General features: G+C 71.8%; 14 protein-coding genes. 7 read left to right on the top strand and 7 right to left on the bottom strand.

Annotated features, from left to right (window positions below; all coding sequences use genetic code 11):
- Positions 1-56: 56 nt before the first annotated feature.
- Positions 57-572, bottom strand: a complete 516-nt coding sequence (locus tag CCS38_RS20565; protein WP_223734773.1) for a hypothetical protein — start codon at positions 570-572, stop codon at positions 57-59.
- Positions 573-953: 381 nt separating this feature from the next.
- On the opposite strand from CCS38_RS20565, the gene CCS38_RS20570 reads away from it, so the two are divergent.
- From CCS38_RS20570 to CCS38_RS20580, 3 genes are read left to right on the top strand one after another with little or no spacing between them, the layout of a single operon-like run.
- Complete coding sequence (locus CCS38_RS20570) at positions 954-1,751, top strand: ABC transporter ATP-binding protein (RefSeq protein ID WP_223734788.1); 798 nt, start codon at positions 954-956, stop codon at positions 1,749-1,751.
- Positions 1,696-2,568 (top strand): ABC transporter permease, encoded by an 873-nt coding sequence (locus CCS38_RS20575; protein ID WP_223734774.1) that lies wholly within the window; start codon positions 1,696-1,698, stop codon positions 2,566-2,568. The genes CCS38_RS20570 and CCS38_RS20575 overlap by 56 nt, the downstream gene beginning before the upstream one ends.
- A gap of 29 nt (positions 2,569-2,597) precedes the next feature.
- Positions 2,598-3,629, top strand: a complete 1,032-nt coding sequence (locus CCS38_RS20580) for an ABC transporter substrate-binding protein (RefSeq protein WP_223734775.1) — start codon at positions 2,598-2,600, stop codon at positions 3,627-3,629.
- Positions 3,630-3,676: 47 nt separating this feature from the next.
- On the opposite strand, the gene CCS38_RS20585 is transcribed toward CCS38_RS20580, so the two are convergent.
- Positions 3,677-5,623: a glycoside hydrolase family 84 protein gene (locus CCS38_RS20585; protein ID WP_223734776.1), complete on the bottom strand. Its 1,947-nt coding sequence runs from the start codon at positions 5,621-5,623 to the stop codon at positions 3,677-3,679.
- Between the two features lie 257 nt (positions 5,624-5,880).
- Between CCS38_RS20585 and CCS38_RS20590 the strand changes: the two genes are divergently transcribed.
- Both CCS38_RS20590 and larC read left to right on the top strand, forming a co-directional pair.
- On the top strand, positions 5,881-6,441 hold the full coding sequence (locus tag CCS38_RS20590; protein WP_223734777.1) for a hypothetical protein: 561 nt from the start codon (positions 5,881-5,883) through the stop codon (positions 6,439-6,441).
- 175 nt (positions 6,442-6,616) lie between these two features.
- A complete protein-coding gene (larC, locus tag CCS38_RS20595; protein WP_223734778.1) occupies positions 6,617-7,849 on the top strand; it encodes a nickel pincer cofactor biosynthesis protein LarC in 1,233 nt (410 codons plus the stop codon).
- Between the two features lie 6 nt (positions 7,850-7,855).
- On the opposite strand, the gene larB is transcribed toward larC, so the two are convergent.
- The 5 genes from larB to CCS38_RS20620 form a co-directional block, all read right to left on the bottom strand.
- Entirely contained in the window at positions 7,856-8,527 is a 672-nt protein-coding gene (gene larB / locus CCS38_RS20600) for a nickel pincer cofactor biosynthesis protein LarB (protein ID WP_223734779.1), read from the bottom strand.
- Entirely contained in the window at positions 8,520-9,392 is an 873-nt protein-coding gene (larE, locus tag CCS38_RS20605) for an ATP-dependent sacrificial sulfur transferase LarE (protein WP_223734780.1), read from the bottom strand. Before larE ends, larB begins: the two co-directional genes overlap by 8 nt.
- Positions 9,393-9,402: 10 nt before the next feature.
- Entirely contained in the window at positions 9,403-10,719 is a 1,317-nt protein-coding gene (locus tag CCS38_RS20610) for a lactate racemase domain-containing protein (RefSeq protein ID WP_223734781.1), read from the bottom strand.
- 144 nt (positions 10,720-10,863) lie between these two features.
- The gene (locus CCS38_RS20615; protein ID WP_223734782.1) at positions 10,864-11,775 is read right to left on the bottom strand and encodes a YceI family protein; all 912 of its coding nucleotides are present in this window, start codon (positions 11,773-11,775) and stop codon (positions 10,864-10,866) included.
- 211 nt (positions 11,776-11,986) lie between these two features.
- On the bottom strand, positions 11,987-13,414 hold the full coding sequence (locus CCS38_RS20620; RefSeq protein WP_223734783.1) for an MFS transporter: 1,428 nt from the start codon (positions 13,412-13,414) through the stop codon (positions 11,987-11,989).
- Between the two features lie 114 nt (positions 13,415-13,528).
- Here CCS38_RS20620 and CCS38_RS20625 point away from each other — a divergent pair, with 114 nt between their 5' ends.
- A complete protein-coding gene (locus tag CCS38_RS20625; protein ID WP_223734784.1) occupies positions 13,529-14,308 on the top strand; it encodes an IclR family transcriptional regulator in 780 nt (259 codons plus the stop codon).
- 30 nt (positions 14,309-14,338) lie between these two features.
- Positions 14,339-15,119: (Fe-S)-binding protein (locus CCS38_RS20630; RefSeq protein WP_223734785.1), on the top strand; the 781-nt coding region annotated here is incomplete at its 3' end.

A 15,119-nucleotide genomic window follows, 5' to 3' on the forward strand; every position in this document is an offset into this window, starting at 1 on the left:
TCATCCACTCGCCGTACAGGTCGGCACCGCACGACGCCGGTCAGCGATGCCGGTCGTCAGCAGGCGATGCCCTGCTGACGCAGGTACTCGCACTGGGTTTCGCCGGAGGTCTTGCCGCCGTTGTAGGCGCGCGGGTCCTTGTACCCCGGGCCGACCGGCTCGTTCGTCTCGAAGACGCCGTCCCCGTCGACATCACCCCCACCGGGAGTGATCTCGGCTCCTGCCGGCAGCCGGCATGCGGCCCGGTCAGCGGGGTCGGTGGTGCACTGCTCGGGACCGCCCTCGCCGACGGGTGACGACGGCTGTTGCTGTTGCGGTGCCTCTCCTGACTGCGAGCCGCCGGGCCGGGAGGCCGGCCGCTCATCGTGGGCAGCGGCTTCGGCAGCGGTGGCCCGCTCCTTCGCAGCGGCTCGGTCCTGCGCTGCGGCCTGGGCAGCGAGTTGGTGAGCGGCCTGCGCGTTCCACGAGGTGTAGGGAGCGGACCAGGCGACGCGGGTGTCCTTGGTCTGCTGCGCCTCGCTGGACGTGCCGCACGCGACGAGCGGAGCAGCGAGGGCCGCTCCTGCCAGCACGTAAAGGGCAGTGGCAGCTATGGAGTGGGGCGATGAGGAGGGCATGATGCGCTCTGTGGGCTCGCAGTTTTGAGTGGTGTGCGGCATCCGAAGATCCGACAACAGTGTATGGCGCTTATGTCGGAATAAGCGAGAGTAAGTCAGAATCCTGCCGGCCAGGGGAATCATCGAACCGGGCAGCCCGCCTCCCGCAGCAGCCGTGGCTGCGGCCGCTCCCCCAAGCCATACGTGCCCCAGCCAACTTTCGTCGTGCGCAACCGTTGCGCGATCACGGTGTGGTGACCAATCATGACCGGCGAGTGATCTTCAGGTCCCGCTGATCGGAGGGTGCCGGTGGCTGACGGGGACGACAGTGCGGCCGTGGAGCTGCGCGGCGTCACGATGACGTACCACGGCGCGGAGGGTGATTACACGGCCGTGCGGGAGGTGGACCTGACGGTGCCGCCGGGGCGGTTCGTCTCGGTCGTCGGGCCCACCGGGTGCGGCAAGTCCACGGTGCTCAACGCCGTCGCCGGGCTGCGCGAGCCGTCCGCCGGGCAGGTGCTGATCGGCGGCGAGCCGCTGCGCGGCCTGAACCGCAAGGCCGGTTACATGTTCCAGCAGGACGCCCTGCTGCCCTGGAAGACCGTCGTGCAGAACGTGGCGTTCGGCCTCGAACTGTCCGGCGTGGACAAGGCCGAACGACTGGCGCGGGCCCACGAGTGGGTCGTCCGGGTCGGCCTGGCCGGCTTCGAGAACGCCTACCCGCACCAGCTCTCCGGCGGTATGCGCAAGCGCACGGCCGTCGCCCAGAGCTGGATCGGCAACCCGGACATCCTGCTGATGGACGAGCCGTTCGGGGCGCTGGACGTGCAGACCCGGCAGATCATGGAGAACGAGCTGCTGACGCTGTGGACCGACAGCGGCAAGACCGTCCTCTTCGTCACCCACGACCTGGAGGAGGCGGTGTCGCTGTCGGACGAGGTAGTGCTGCTGTCCGCGGGGCCCGGCAGCGGCGTCGTCGGCCGCTATCCCGTCGATCTGCCCCGGCCGCGCGACCTGCTCGACATCAGGACCACGCCACGCTTCACCGAGCTGTACGGCGCGATCTGGGCGGACTTGAGGAACGAGGTGATGAGGACCTATGAGCGCGCTTCCCACGGGACCGCGGGCGTCGGAGCTGTCCAAGACGCCGGCTGACGCCACGCCATCCCGGTCCGCCGGGCCGCGCCGCCGCACAGGCCCGGCACGGCCCGCCGTACTCGCCGCGCAGCTCGGCCTCGCGGTGCTGCTCGTCGCCGGCTGGGAGGCGGGCAGCCGTACGGGCGTCGTCGACCCCTTCTTCTTCAGCTCCCCCGCCGCCGTCGCGGGCCGCATCGGCGAGTGGCTGGGCAGTGGCGAGATCGCCGGGCATCTGCTGACCACCCTGCTGGAGGCGGCGCTCGCGCTGGTCATCGGCGGGGTGCTGGGCCTGGCCATCGGCTTCCTGCTGGCCCGCGCCCGGACGCTGGCCGCCGTGCTCGATCCGTACATCAAGGTGCTGAACGCGCTGCCGCGGGTCGTGCTGGCGCCGATCTTCCTGCTCTGGTTCGGGCTCGGCATCTGGTCGAAGGTCGCCTTCGGCGTGACGCTGGTGTTCTTCATCGTCTTCTTCAACACCTACCAGGGCGTACGGGAAGTGGACCGGGTGCTGGTCGACAACGCCCGGATGCTGGGCGCGAAGGAGAGCCAGCTGATCCGGCACGTACTGCTGCCCAGCGCGATGTCCTGGATCTTCTCCAGCCTGCACACCAGCGTCGGCTTCGCGATCGTCGGCGCGGTGGTCGGCGAGTACCTCGGCGCCTCCGAAGGCATGGGCTATCTGATCGCGCAGGCGGAGGGGACGTTCGACACGACCGGCGTGTTCGCCGGGATGGCCGTGCTCTCCGTCGTGGTCGTCGTCATCGACCTGCTCGTCAACCGCGTCGAACGCCGGCTGCTGCGCTGGCAGCCCGCCCGCGAGCGCGCCCACGGATGATCCCCTTCCCACACCTCCAGGAGAGTTCCATGGCGCACCACTTCAGGCGACCGCTGCGGGCGGTCGTGGCCGCGGCGGCCTGCCTCGCCACGCTCGCCGCCGCCTCCGGCTGCTCGTCCGCCGGCGGGGGCGACGCCGTACGCATCGGGGTCGGCGGCCAGCCGCTGCTGGTCTACCTGCCCACCACGCTCGCCCAGCAGCTGGGGTACTACAAGGAGGCGGGCGTCCAGGTACGGCTGGAGGACCTGCAGGGCGGGTCGAAGGCGCTGCAGGCGATGCAGGGCGGCAGTGTGGACGTGGTGAGCGGCTACTACGACCACACGATCCAGATGCAGGCCAAGCAGCGGGACGTGGTGTCCTTCGTCAACATGCTGCGGTACCCGTCGCTGGTGCTGGCCGTCTCCCCCAAGGCGAGCAAGAAGATCGACTCGGTCGAGGACCTCAAGGGCGCGAAGGTCGGCGTGACCGCGCCCGGCTCCTCCACGGACTTCTTCCTCAAGAAGCTGCTCACCGACCACGGCATGAAGGCCGACGCGGCGAGCGTGCAGGGCATCGGGGGCGACTCGACGGCGGTCGCGGCCATGGAGCAGGGCCGGGTGGACGCGGCCGTCATGCTCGACCCGGCCGTCTCCCAGCTGCAGAAGCGGGCGGGCGCCGGGAAGGTGAAGCTGCTGACCGACACGCGTACCGAGAAGGGCGTCGAGGAGGACTTCGGGGTGTCGACCTACCCCGCAGCCGTCCTGTACTCCGACCGGGACTGGCTGGAGGACCACCCCGACCAGGCCCGCAAGCTCGCGAAGGCGATCCTCAAGGCCCTGAAGTACATCGACACCCACTCCGCCAAGGAGATCGCGGCCAAGATGCCGCGCCAGTACGCGGGTGACGACCCGGCGGTCTACGAGAAGGCCATCGCGCAGGCGAAGGACGCCTACGCCAAGGACGGGCGGATCCGCGCCGACGGCGCCGAGGCGGTGCACAAGGTGCTCGCCGCCTTCACGCCGGAGATCGCCAAGGCGGACGTGGACCTGAAGAAGACCTATACGAACGAGTATCTGAAGTAGGCGGGCGGTCCGGGGTGCTCTCGCAGGAGGGCACCCCGGGCGTCCGGTCAGTCCTTCGCCGCGGTGTCCTGCAGTTCGCGCACCTTCGCGAGGAAGTCGCCGATGAACGGGTCGGCGATCTTGACGGGGCCGTGCGGGCGGGTCTCCTCCGGGTCGGAGGTGATCTTCCCGGCGGCCGTGGCGTCGGCGTCCATGGCGGCACGTTCCTTCGCGGCCCGCGCCGTGTCCCCGTCCTGAACCGCCGTCAGCGTGGCGAGGCCGTGCCGCATCGCCGAGCCCCACAGCTCCGTGGCGTCCAGCCAGCGGTCGGCGTCCTGCAGGAAGAGCTTGTCGGGCACCCCGGCGCGGAGCACGCCCGGCGTCCGCGCGATGTCCTCGACCGTCGGGCGCAGCTTCTTCACCGCACCCTCCGGGTCGCTGTCGTACGCCTTCCAGAACTCCGCCAGCCGGGCGCTGAGCACCGGAGCCTGCGGCTGCCACGGCGTTTCCCCGAAGGTGGGCGCCATGTGGTTGAGGTCCACGAAGGTCTGCACGGCGTCGGCGACCCGCGGGTCGCCGCCCGCGAGGTGCAGCGCGGACTGCCGGGCCGAGCGGGCCTTGTCGTAGCCGCGGTCGTTCCAGGCGAAGTCGGCGATGGTGAAGACGGCGAGCTTGCTGGCCGCTTCCTGGTTCATCGGGTTGGAGACGACGCCGCTCAGGTGGTCGGAGAGGCCCGCCTCGCGCTTGTCGTACGGGGCGAGCAGCAGCCGGCCCGCGGTCTGGCCGTAGTCGTTGACGGGGTAGTTGTCCCAGACGAAGACCTTGCGGCCGAAGAGCTCGGCGGCCTTGGCGGCCTGGTCGTTGGTGATCTCCGACGGCACGACCTCGGTGCCGGTCCACATCACCTCGACGTCCTTGTCCAGCGCCGCGCGCAGCTTCTGCTTGTACGCGGTGTCGGTGAGGTCGCCGTACTCGGTGGGGACCATCTGGAGCGGGTTGGTGCCCTCGTGGGTGGCGATGAAGTCGCGCTGGACGGTGTTGAGCAGCCCCACCTGCGCCTCGGCGGCGGGGCCGCGGCCCGGCGCGCCGAACTTCTTCTCGTCCCCCGCGCAGTTCCACTTGGTGTAGCTGATGTCGTCCAGCGGGACGGAGAAGGAGCGCACGCCCAGGTCGTACATCGACTGCAGCTTGGCGGTGAGCGCCTTGACGTCGGCCGGGTCGGAGTAGCAGATGGAGTTGCCGGGCGAGACCGCGAAGGTGAAGCGGACGTGGTTCCCGGTCGCGCGCTTCACCAGGGCGCCGAGCTCGGCAAGCTTGTCGGCGGGGTAGGGGTCGCGCCACTTCTCGCGGTGGTACGGGTCGTCCTTCGGCGCGTAGACGTAGGTGTTGGACTTCACCTCACCGAGGAAGTCCAGCTGGTCCAGGCGCTCTTCGTTGGTCCACGGGGAGCCGTAGAAACCCTCGATGGAGCCGCGCAGCGGCATGGACGGGAAGTCGGAGACGGCGGCCCCGGCGATCCGGCCCTCGGTGATCAGGCCGCGCAGGGTCTGGACGGCGTAGTACTGGCCTGCGGCGTCGGTGCCGCCGAGCGCGACGGTGGCGCGCTCCTGAGCGACCCGCAGTGCGTACCCCTCGTCGTGCGTCGGTACGTCGGTGCCGCGCAGGGCCGCCGCCACGTCCGGGCGGTCGGCCGGGCCGAGCAGCACGGTGAGCGGGGCGTGGCCCGTGGCGCGGTCGGTGACATCGATGTCACGGACGCCGTGCGCGCGCAGCGTCTCGATGAGCAGCTGCCGCGCTGCCGCGTCGGTGTCCTTGCCGGCGACGATCTCGGCGCGGCCGCCGAGCCGGACGTCGGCCGAGACCCGGGACATGTGCTGGGGCGTCGGCGAGATCGCGGGCAGCGGCTGTGCGGGCGCGGGCTCCGGGGCCGCGCCCGCCGGGGGTGCCGTGCCGAGCGTGGCGGCGGCGAGCAGGACGGCGAGCGCGCCGGTGCGGGATCTGGAGAGGACGGTCACGTGGCCTCCGGGGTGCGGACGGACAGCGGGAACGCGGACGGCCCAGGGGAAGCGAAACGGGGGCCTGAACCGTCCGCAAGCCTCCGACATGCGGCAACGTACGTCAATGCCGTCGAGTCGGACAGGACTTGGACTTTTGTCCGCGGGTCTCCCTAACGGCCCATCACCGGATGCGGTCCCGTGACGGCGCGTGCAGGCTCCTGTCTGACGTCATATCTGACGTCACCTCACCTCATCTACGGACAGGAACCCGCTCCATGCGCGCACGCCGACTGGCCGCCACACTCGCCGTCACCACGCTCGCCCTCTCCACGCTCACCTCGCTGGCCGCCGCCCCCGGCCCGGCCGCCGCCCACGAACGACTGGACTCCGACCACCCGGCCCACGTCAAGCACGACCTGGAGAAGGCCCGGAAGGCCACCGCCCGGTTCACCGACGAGCGGGAGGCCGTCAAGGCGGGCTACAAGCACACCGACATGTGCGTCAGCTCCACGGAAGGCGGCATGGGGTACCACTACGTCAAGGACGCGTACATCGGCTCCACCGACCCGGCGAAGCCCGCGGTGCTCGTCTACGTCCCGGGCAAGGACGGCAAGCGTCAGCTGGGCGCCCTGGAGTACGTCGTCCTCGACCGCGACAAGAACGTGAACACCGACGACGACCGGCCGCGGATGTTCGGCCGTGGGTTCGACGGCCCGATGCCCGGCCACGCGCCGGAGATGCCGGTCCACTACGACCTGCACGTCTGGCTGTACAAGCACAACCCCGACGGGCTGCTGGCGACGTTCAACCCGGACGTGCACTGCCCCGCGTCCTGACCACGCGGCCGCGGCGCGGCGCCGCGCACCCGGCGGTCGCCGCACGCCCGGCGGTCGCCACGGACGAGACGATCCTCACCAAGATCTCCGCTGACGAGACGCCGCCCAACTCCTGATTCTAGGATCGGGGGTTGTGTCCGCACGCCCGTCCCGCCGCACCGCAGGAGTCCACCGCATGACCGACCCGCACCGGCTGGCCTGGCTCGATGTCACCTCCGGCGTCGCGGGGGACATGCTGCTCGGCGCGCTGATCGACGCCGGTGCCGCGCCGGAGGCCGTGCAGCAGGCGATCGATGAGGTGGTACCGGGTGCGGTGCGGCTGACGCAGGCGGCAGTCACCCGCGCCGGGCTGCGGGCCACGAAGGTCGGCGTCGAGCCGCTGGCCGAGGACCATCCGCACCGCACCTGGCGCTCCATCAGGGAGCGGATCGAGGAGGCCGGGCTGGCCGCGCCGGTGGCCGGCCGGGCCCTGGCGGCCTTCGGCCGGCTCGCGGCGGCGGAGGCGCGGGTGCACGGCGTGCCGGTCGAGGACGTGCACTTCCACGAGGTCGGCGCGTGGGACTCGATAGCGGATGTGGTCGGGGTCTGCGCCGCGCTGCACGATCTGGGGATCGCCCGGGTCACCGCGAGCGCGGTCGCGCTCGGCTCCGGGCGGGTGCGCACGGCGCACGGCGACCTCCCGGTGCCGGTGCCCGCCGTGCTCGAACTGGCCGCCGGCTGGGACGTGGCGGGCGGCGGCACGGGCGAGCTGGCCACCCCGACCGGCATGGCGCTGGTGACGGCGCTGGCCGCGGAGTGCGGCGACCTGCCGCGGCTGCGGGCCGAGGCGACCGGCGTGGGCGCGGGCACCCGGGACACCCCCGGCCGCCCGAACGTCGTACGGGTGGTGATCGGCACCCCGGCGGATGCCGCGTCCGGGACGGACCGGGAGACCTCCGCCGTCGTCCTGGAGGCCAACGTCGACGACCTGGACCCGCGGCTGTGGCCCGGCGTGCTCGCCTCGCTCCTGGCGGCCGGCGCCGCGGACGCCTGGCTGGTCCCCATCCTGATGAAGAAGGGCCGCCCGGCGCACACCCTCCGCGTGCTGGCCCCGCGGCAGCGCGCCGACGCACTGCGCGACCTGGTCTTCCGGGAGACCAGCACGATCGGGGTGCGCGAGTCGGCCGTACGGAAGACCGCACTGGAGCGGACGTGGGTCCGCGTCCCCATGGCGGACGACGGCGAAGTACCGGTCAAGGTCGCCCACCGCGACGGAGTGATCGTACGGGCCACCCCCGAATTCGAGGACGTGGCAGCACTCGCCGCGGCGCGGGGCCAGCCGGTCGTCACGGCGCTGGACGCCGCGGCCGCGGCGGCGGTGGCGAAGGGACTGGTACCGGGCGCCGAACTGCCGGCCGACCGGGGGTAGCCGTGCTCAGCAGGGTGCCGCGATCTGGGCCGCCAAGTGGCCCGCCCCGTAGCCGTTGTCGATGTTGACCACCGCGACGCCCGGAGCGCAGGCGTTCAGCATGGCCAGCAGCGGGGCGAGGCCGCCGAAGGCGGCGCCGTAGCCGACGGAGGTCGGGACGGCGACGACCGGCGTGGCGATCAGGCCGGCCACGACGCTGGGGAGGGCGCCGTCCATGCCGGCGACGACCACGACGGCCCGCGCGGCGCGCAGCAGGTCGAGCTTGCCGAGGACGCGGTGCAGCCCGGCGACGCCCACGTCCACCACGAGTTCGCTCTCCCGGCCGAGGTAGGAGGCGGTGAGCAGGGCTTCCCGGGCCACGGGGAGGTCGGAGGTACCCGCGCAGACCACGGCCACCTTGCCGCCGGCCGGGGGCGGCGGGACGGGCGGCCAGGCGAGCAGCCGGGCCTCCGTGTCGTGGCGGGCGTCGGGGAGTTCGGCGAGCACGGCCTCGGCGTGGCCGTCACCCGCGCGGGTGAAGAGGGTGGCCGGTCCGGGGCCCTTCTCCCGGACGGCGGCAGCGATGGCGGCGACCTGGTCCGGCGTCTTCCCCTCGCAGTAAACGGCCTCCGGGTAGCCGCGCCGCCCGGCCCGGTCGTGGTCCAGCTCGGCGAGGCCCGCGAGGTCCGGCTCAGCCACGGCGGCCGCCCCCCGTCGCGCTCACCAGCGGCAGGGTGAAGGCGCCCGACTGGATGCCCGCCAGGTCGACCGCGACCATACGGAAGCCGGCCGCGCGCACCACGTTCAGTACCGCCTCGCGCAGTTCCCCGGAGGCGGCCCGCGCGATGTCCTCGACCGGCAGCTCGACGCGCGCCACGTCCCCGTGGTGCCGCACCCGGCAGTCGCCGAATCCCAGCCCCCGCAGCGCCTTCTCGGCCTGTTCGATCTGGCGGAGCTTGGCGGGCGAGACCTCTTCGAAGTGCGGGATGCGGGAGGCCAGGCAGGGCGCGGCGGGTTTGTCGGCGCTGGGCAGTCCGAGGGCGCGGGCGAGGCGGCGGACGGCTGCCTTGTCCAGTCCGGCGTCGGCGAGCGGCCGCAGCACCCGGTGCTCGGTGGCGGCGCGGCTGCCGGGCCGGTCCGGGCGGCGGGCGTCGTCCGCGTTCTCCCCGTACGCGACCGCCGCGAGCCCGTGTTCAGCGGCGACCTCGTCCGAGATTCTGGTGAACAGCTCGTCCTTGCAGTGGAAGCAGCGGTCCGGCCCATTGGCGCGGTAGGCCGCCGACTCCCCTTCGTACGTGGCGACTTCGACGACCCGGGCGCCGATGAAGGCGGCCACCTCGTGGGCCCCGGCGCGTTCGTCGGCGGCGAGGCTGGGCGAGACGCCGAGTACCGCGACGACCTGCTCGGCGCCGAGCGCCCGTACGGCCAGCGCCAGCAGCAGCGAGGAGTCCACGCCGCCGGAGAAGGCGACGCCCAGCGGCGCGGCGCCGTGCAGCAGTGCGGCCACCTCGTCGGCGACGGCGGCGTCCCGGCCGGTCAGCACCGGCATGTGCGGGGGTGTCATGTGCGGCTCCTCAGTGGGTGCGCAGCCGGTGGAGGATCTCGCCCGCGTGCGGCACGACCAGGGTTTCCGGGTCGGCGGCGAAGGCGTCGGGGTCGACCTCGGCCGGGTCGAGGTGGTTCAGGTTGGCGGCGCGTACGACGTCCTCGGGGATGCCGGTGGCGAGGGTGACCGTGAGGCGGCACCGTTCCTCGCCCGTCGCCGCGTCGTACGTGCCCGCGCCGCGCAGGTGCGTGGAGTGGGCCAGTACGCCCCAGTGCAGGTGCCGGAAGCGGTCCCACTGCTCGGTGAAGTAGTCGCGGCAGTGGTAGCCGATGTCGGCGATCTCGGGGTGCATGGCGGAGAGCTGCGTGATGTGCGGCGCGTAGAGGACGACCTCGCCGCCGTCCGCGACGACCGGCTCCAGCTTGTAGAAGCCCTTGGCGGCGGTCCAGATGTCCTCGTACTTCTCGGGCATGACCGACAGCACGCGCTTCACGGGCGCGTCGAGGTAGCGGACGTGGGTCTCGGCGGAGACCTCGGCGGCCGCGGCCCAGGCGGCCTCCGGGGTGCCGTACGCGACGGAGTGCAGCCCGCCCGCGGTGCCGGACTGCGCGACGACGCAGAGGGCGAGGCGGCGGCCGGGGATAAGGGCCGCGGCCTCGTCGATGAGGGCGCGTACGGGGGTGATGCCGCGGGTGCCGATGATGTCGGCGCTGGTGATGAGGGCGCCGAGCCAGTGCGAGAGGTCGATGATCTCCGCGCCCGCGACGCCGGGGAAGAAGTACTTGTTGCCGCCGGAGAAGCCGACCACCTCGTGCGGGAAGACCGGGCCGAGCACGAGGGTGACGTCGTGGTCGACGACGGCGCGGTTCAGGCGGACGTCGACGGCCTGGTGGAGCAGCCCGCCGGACAGCTCGCCGACCCGGTCTGCGGAGATCGTGCCGAGCGAGACGAAGGTGTCCGGGTCCCACCACTCGTGGTTCCGTACGGTCATGCCCGGGTAGTGGGCCGCGAGTCCGCCCTCCGGGTAGCCCAGGTGCCGGGCCAGCCGCGGCTCCTCCATCGCGGCGTGGGTGCCGAGCGCGATCAGTACGGTCAGCCTGCTCACCCGTCCGGCGAGCGCGCCGTGCACGGCGGAGAGCAGCAGCGGCAGCGGACAGCTGCGGGTGCCGTCGGGCACGACGACGCAGACGCTGCGGCCGTCGAGTTCCGCGCCGGCGAGCTGCCCGGCGATGAACTCCGTCACCTGCGTCTCGCTGAGGACCGTGCCGGGCCCGCCGATGCGGGCGGCCGCGGGTGCCGGTCCCCCGGCATCGCGCTCGGCCGTCGGGTACGCGTTCTGCCTCATGGCGGAACGATCTCCGAGCAGGGGCCCCGGCCGCAAGGGTGTGCGGGCAACTCTGCACACGGCGCGCGGCCGGGCCGTGGCGCCGTACGCGAAAGGCCGCCCCCGCAGCCGGGAGGCGGCCTTCAGCACGGATGTCCCGTCCGCCTACTCCGGCGGGGTCGGGGTGTCCTCGCAGCGGTACATGGCCTGCATGTCGAACTCCAGCTGGACGGTGGGGCCGACGATGGCGATGCCGCGGGCGAGCATGTTGCGCCAGTTCAGCGTGTAGTCCTCGCGGTGCAGCTCGGCCGTGGCACGGGCGGCGCAGCGCAGCTCCTCGCCGTAGCCGCCGTTGACGGCGCCGAGGTAGCTGGTGTCCAGGCTGACGGTACGGCTGACGCCGTGCATCTCCAGGACGCCCTGCACGGTCCACTTCTGGCCGCCCTTGTGGATGAAGCGGGTGGAGGCGAAGTGCAGGTACGGGTAGTTCTCGACGTCCAGGAAGTCCGCCGAGCGCAGGTGCCCGTCGCGCGTGTTGTTACCGGTGTTGATGCTCGCCGCCTCGATGCGCACCTCGATGCGCGAGTCGGCCATGTCCGGGGCGACCCGGATGCCGCCCTGGAAGCGGGTGAACCGGCCGTGCACATTGGCCATGCCGACGTGCTTGGCGACGAACCGGATCGCGGTGTGCGGCGGGTCGAAGAGCCACGTGCCGGGCTGGGGCAGCTCCAAGGGGGCGGAGGACTCCAGCCGGATCGACGAGAGCGGCAGGGTCTCGCCCTCCCGCACGTCGATGGTCTGGCGGTTCGGCTGCAGGCCGTCGGAGGAGATCAGGACGCTGTACCGGCCGACGGGCAGCGTCACGAAGAACAGACCGTACGGGTCGGTCGTCAGCTTCGACACCACCTGCCCGCCGTGTGCCGAGGTGATGGTGACCTCGGCCCTGGGCAGCGGCTCTCCGAGCGGGTCGAGCACCTCACAGTTGAAGGCACCCGCACCCGGGGGGACTGGGTGCAGGAGGCCGGCTCCGCGCGGACCACGGCCGGCCCGCTTCCTCCGGAGCAGTGCGATGGGCATGCCATCACCTTTCTTCGCGGTGCATGTCAACAGGACCCCTGGGCGGGGTCGTGGGAGAGGGGGGTGACGGTGACCAGGACCGTCCCTGTGCCCACGATTTCATGCGCCGCGCCGTGCTACCCACTCGGCCCCACGGCACTGACCAGCGCAAATACGGGCGCAACGGCACGAAGTGGCAGACGTTCACCCCTCGTACACACTCCCGTCGCCGTCAGGCGGTGGCGCTGCGTTCCGGCCGCTCCCGGCCCTCGTCCTGCCCGGTCCCCGCACCCTCCTCCTGCTCCACATAGCCGTAGACCTCGGGGAGGATGTACGTGGCCGCGAGGTACCCGGTCAGGGACAGCAGCGAGACGATCACGGTCGCCAGCGGCACGCCCAGCTCGGTGAAGAGGATCGGGAAGAAGAAGATGGTCACGAACGCGGCGAGCTTGACGAAGATGTAGCCGAAGCCGGAGGCGGTGGCCTTGTACCGGCTGGGCGCGACCATCGAGGCGATGGTCATGCCGTTCGAGGCGTCCCAGTAGTGGCCCCACATCAGGCCCGCGGCGGCCAGCGGCACCAGCACGTGCCACTCCAACTGCAGGAAGAGCGCGGCCAGAAGGAGTGAGACGAAGGCCATGCCGAAGCCCCAGCGGGCCACGCCGCGGTGGCCCAGCTTCGGTGTCACCATCGGCGCCACGAAGCCGCTGATGGTGGCGATGATGTAGATCGCGCCGGTGACGAAGTTGGTGGCGCCGATGCCGGAGACCCCGGTGAGGACGAGGATCACCGGCAGGTAGAAGGCGAAGGCGGCGAATTCGGCGCCCTGCATGGCGTTGGAGATCCAGGCGAAGATACTGGCCTTGCGGCGGATCGGGTCCTGCCAGATGCCGGCGAGGAAGTCACGGGTGCGCGGCCGCGCGATGACGAAGTCCTCGTCCGGCAGCATGTCCAGGTCGTCGTTGAACATCTTCTTCGCGACCACCTTGGCCTGCCGGAACTTGCCGCGCTGCACCAGCCAGAGCGCGGTGTCCGGCACGTCCAGCCGGCCGATGAGCAGCGCGAGCGCGGGCAGCGCGCCGAGGCCGAGGCCGATCCGCCACAGCAGGCCGTGGTCCATGCCACTGAGGTACATCACCGTGATGACCGCGATGGCGGCGATCTCGCCGAGCCCGAACATGCCCTGCCAGCGGTTGCCCATCACCTCCCGCTTGCCCTTGGGCATGGTCTCCATGATGTACGCGTAGCCCGTGGAGATGTCGCTGCCCAGCGGGATGCCGAGCAGGAACCGGACCAGCACCAGCTGCCACATGCTGGTCACGAAGGACTGGCTCAGCGCGAGCACCACGAACAGCGCCATCGTGATGATGAAGACCTTGCGCCGGCCGATCCGGTCGGCCACCCAGCCGCCGCCCAGCGCCCCGATGAGCGCGCCCAACTGCACGGCGCCGGAGGCGAGTCCGAGCATCGCGGCGCTGGGGTTCAGGTCGTTCTTGACGAACAGCAGCAGGAAGGAGATCGCGTACAGATCCCATGCCTCGATCAGGATCGTCGAGATCATCAGCCAGCCGGTGCGGCGCCCCGCGTCGGTGCCCTGTTTGCTGAGGACGTGCTGTGCGGCCTGGTCGGACAGCCGGCGAATCTCCGCCTGAGTCGTCACGGGTTCTCCTGACGTCGGCACGGATGATGCATGCGTACGTACGGACGTTCCGCCTGACGAAACGTCGTTCAGGGGGCTGGAATAACCGGGGAAGCTAGCCCTAGCCTCGGAGAGGTGTCAACGAGTTCTGCAAGGCCGCCTTCCGGTAAGCCGAACGACGGCGCGGGCCCCCGCAAGGTGCTGCGGCTCATCGAGGTGCTCTGCCACGCGCCGGGCCCCCTCCGGCTGGCCGAACTGGCGGCGGACGCCGCCGTGTCCAAGCCCACGGCCCACCGGCTGCTGGGCACCCTGGTCGCCGAGGGCTGGGCGGTGGCGTACCCGGGCGGGCGGTACGGCATCGGCCCGACCGCCAGCGGCATCGGCGCGGCGGTGAGCCAGGGCCGCCGACACACCACCGTCGAGGCAGTCCTCGTCGAGCTGCAGTCGCAGATCGGCCAGACCCTGCACATGGGCCTGCGCAGCGGCGACCGCGTCGTCTACACCCACAAGGTCGAGGGCGTGCAGCCGTTCGCGATGCTGTCCCGCGTCGGCATGCAGCAGCCCCTGCACTCCACCGCCATCGGCAAGTGCATCCTCGCCGGACTCGACGCGCAGGACCTGGCCGAGCTGGTGGACCGCACCGGCCTGGAGCGGCGTACGGAGCACACCCGCACCACCCTCGACGCGCTCACCGCCGACCTCGCCGCCGTCCGCGAGTGCGGCTACGCCCTGGACGACGAGGAGAACGAACCCAACGTGCGCTGCCTCGCGGCGCCCGTCCACACCCCCGACGGCCGCACGGTCGGCGCGGTCAGCGTGTCCACGGTGACCTTCGTGATCAGTCGCGACGAGGTGCTGGCGCTGGCGGACGCGGTACGGGACACGGCCCGGCGGGTGGAATCGGTGATGGCCTGAGCTCGACCAGTAATGAACTGGAGGAGTCGTATGACGGAAGCGGACACGAGCGCCCGGCCTCGCCCTGCGCGGGTCGCGCTGTTCACCTCGTGCATGGGCGACCTGGCGGCGGGCGGACCCGCGCGGGCCGCGGTGGAGGTACTGGAGGCGATGGGCATCACGGTCGAGCTGCCGCGCGGCCAGACGTGCTGCGGCCAGCCCGCGCTGAACTCCGGGTATCCAACGGAGGCCGGCGCTCTGCTCGACCGCTGGCTGCGGATTTTTGCCCCGTACGACGCGGTGGTCACCCCCGCCGGCTCCTGCGCCGCCTTCCTCCACCACCATCTCGGCCGGCTTCGCGAGCCCACTCCGGAGCAGCGCGCGCTCATCCAACGCACCTATGAGTTCAGCCAGTTCGTCGTGGCGTACGGCGCCGGGCTGCGGCTCCGGCTGCGCGGCTCGGTCACGTACCACGACTCCTGTCATATGGCCCGCACGCTCGGCGAGCGTCGCGCACCGCGTGAACTGCTCGCCCGGATCGAGGAGTTGGAGGTCAGGGAAATGACCGGCTGTGACACTTGCTGCGGCTTCGGCGGTACTTTCGCGGCGAAGTTCCCCGACGTGTCGGTGGCGATGGCCGACACCAAGCTCGGCACGGCGGCGGCGAGCGGCGCCGACTGGCTGGTCTCGGCGGACCCGGGCTGTCTGCTGCACCTGAGCGGCCGGGCGCGGAGGGCGGGGCCACCGGTCCGTACCCGGCACCTCGCGGAGCTCGTGCGTGACGCGCTGGTCCCGGCTGCGGTGCCCGCGGGACCGGGCACCGCAGCCGGGA

It is taken from the genome of Streptomyces purpurogeneiscleroticus, assembly GCF_020024005.1.
In the GTDB taxonomy this organism is placed as follows: Bacteria; Actinomycetota; Actinomycetes; order Streptomycetales; family Streptomycetaceae; genus Streptomyces; species Streptomyces purpurogeneiscleroticus.

What these genes read in the sequence shown, in the direction of transcription:
- CCS38_RS20575 (WP_223734774.1), top strand. Translation starts at nt 1,696, where the DNA reads ATGAGCGCGCTTCCCACGGGACCGCGGGCGTCGGAGCTGTCCAAGACG.
- CCS38_RS20610 (WP_223734781.1), bottom strand. Translation starts at nt 10,719, where the DNA reads ATGAGGCAGAACGCGTACCCGACGGCCGAGCGCGATGCCGGGGGACCG.
- larC (WP_223734778.1), top strand. Translation starts at nt 6,617, where the DNA reads ATGACCGACCCGCACCGGCTGGCCTGGCTCGATGTCACCTCCGGCGTC.
- CCS38_RS20570 (WP_223734788.1), top strand. Translation starts at nt 954, where the DNA reads ATGACGTACCACGGCGCGGAGGGTGATTACACGGCCGTGCGGGAGGTG.
- CCS38_RS20590 (WP_223734777.1), top strand. Translation starts at nt 5,881, where the DNA reads ATGCGCGCACGCCGACTGGCCGCCACACTCGCCGTCACCACGCTCGCC.
- CCS38_RS20580 (WP_223734775.1), top strand. Translation starts at nt 2,598, where the DNA reads ATGGCGCACCACTTCAGGCGACCGCTGCGGGCGGTCGTGGCCGCGGCG.
- CCS38_RS20615 (WP_223734782.1), bottom strand. Translation starts at nt 11,775, where the DNA reads ATGCCCATCGCACTGCTCCGGAGGAAGCGGGCCGGCCGTGGTCCGCGC.
- larE (WP_223734780.1), bottom strand. Translation starts at nt 9,392, where the DNA reads ATGACACCCCCGCACATGCCGGTGCTGACCGGCCGGGACGCCGCCGTC.